Source organism: Holdemanella sp. (genome assembly GCF_056804935.1).
Genome location: NZ_DBMEXE010000258.1, coordinates 1 through 2,027 on the forward strand (window position 1 = coordinate 1; position 2,027 = coordinate 2,027).

Sequence of the window (2,027 nt, forward strand, 5' to 3'; positions counted from 1 at the left end):
TGGACACCCTTGGTCTTGGCTAGTGGTTGGCCACTGTGATTACAACCCCCACAACAGACTTTCACTGTCTAGATATATGCCATGCCCGGCATACCTAAAAAAGATTGTACAAGTAACGTACAATCTTTTTATTTATCTAATTTCATGACCATTCTTACAATTCCATACAATGCTGCATATAAGACGGCAGCAACAGGCCAAATCATATAGGTGATATCCCATTGTTTTGTCCATAAGCTCCAACCAAGATAAACAGCTGTTACAAGACACCAATATACAACTGTGAATGTTTCAGTTTTCTTCTTTGCGAGCTTTTCTTTTTTCATATAATCACCTTCTTGCAGCAATGTATCATAGCTACTTTTTATTGTGGAAACACGAATTAGAATATTCACGCCAACGGAAACCAAAATTAATAATACAGCTAAACATAATGTACACACATAATCAGATGCTTCCATGCAACCTGCAATAATCAACGGAATTACAGATAAAATACACAAAACAACACCGCAGGCTAGACAGAAAGAATAATGTTCTTGATAGTTTTGATTCTTTTCTTTGACAAGTCCTGTTACACCATATTCTGTTTCAAAGGGTTCTTGTTCTAAATATTGTAAAGAACTCAATTTAATTCCTGTTTTAATGAAGATAAATACTGCAAGTGCAACCATACCTAATAATATAGTGCATGCGACTGCAATGGCTAAGCCATTATTGAAAGTTGAAATTAGAAACAAAGGAATTGGACTTAAGATACATAATGTTGTCGCATTCGCAAGCATAGGTGCTGCTTTTTTCTTTTCATCCATATATGTATTCGCTTCTTCCATACTCACACGATGTAATTCACAATCTGTATCGCATATTGTCTCTGTATTTTCTTTTTCAACTTCATCTTTTAACAAGTAATCTGTGCTCACTCCAAATAAGTCAGCTAACTGAATAATCTTTTTTAAATCTGGAATTGCTCCTGCACTTTCCCATTTTGAAACCGATTGTCTGGATACACCTAGTTTTTGTGCCAAATCTTCTTGTGTCCATCCATTCTTTTTTCTTTCTTCAATTATTTTATCAGCTAGAATCATAGTTCTTCCTCCTAAGCCAAAGTTTACTAAAATTTGCGGTTGCATTCCACCAACCTGGCTTGTCAATTTATCAATTTACAGTTGCATATACTAGAAAAGACTTGAATTCAAATCAAGTCTTTATCTATGACACATATTTACTTAATATATGATTAAGCTTTTGTTCATCAATTGGTTTTGAGATCGAATCATTCATAATCATTTGATTCATACTATATTCTGATTGCGCACTCATGGCAACAATTGGAATGGATGGATTGATTTTACGAATGCATTTAGCAGCTTCATCCCCATTCATTTTTGGCATCATAATATCCATCAAAATCAAAGAATACTTATTTGGTTGTTCCTTAACTTTTTCAACTGCTTCTAATCCATTCCATGCCTTATCTACATTGGCATGTACGGCATTTAAATAAAACTCTGCCACTTCCATATTGATTTCATTATCTTCTACTAAAAGAATTCTTTTATCCTTTAAATCCAATTTTGAAGTATCTTGTTTTGCAGTATTGGATGTATCCAATTGATAAGCAAGAATGACCTTAATTTGTGTACCTACACCCACTTCACTTTTGACTTCAATACTTCCACCAAGCTTATCCACTAAGCCTTTCACAATCGACATACCTAAACCAGTTCCTTCATATCTTGTTCTGGCATCTTGTTTAACTTGTGAAAACGGCGTAAACAAGTGATTCTCAATATAATCTTCACTCATACCAATTCCCGTATCTTTAATTTCAAATTCAAATGTAACTTTTGAATCATCACTCGATATTTCTCTGACATACGTATCAATCGTGCCATTTGACTTATTGTACTTAATGGCATTCGTTAATAGGTTTACGAGAATTCTTCTAAGTTGTAATGCATCTCCAATTAAATGCGTATGGACTACATTCTCCATATGCTTGTGATATGTAATATTTTGAAGGG

At 34.0% G+C, this 2,027-nt stretch carries 2 protein-coding genes; both read right to left on the bottom strand.

Translation table 11 applies throughout. From position 1 onward, the window contains the following. Nucleotides 1–128: 128 nt before the first annotated feature. Nucleotides 129–1,088: a helix-turn-helix domain-containing protein gene (locus ACZQCL_RS09035; protein WP_337618779.1), complete on the bottom strand. Its 960-nt coding sequence runs from the start codon at nt 1,086–1,088 to the stop codon at nt 129–131. Nucleotides 1,089–1,212: 124 nt separating this feature from the next. Then, a partial coding sequence (locus tag ACZQCL_RS09040; RefSeq protein ID WP_482482920.1) for an ATP-binding protein occupies nt 1,213–2,027 on the bottom strand: 815 nt, incomplete at its 5' end.

Coding starts and splice junctions, on each gene's coding strand:
- ACZQCL_RS09035 (WP_337618779.1), bottom strand. CDS start 1,088: ATGATTCTAGCTGATAAAATAATTGAAGAAAGAAAAAAGAATGGATGG.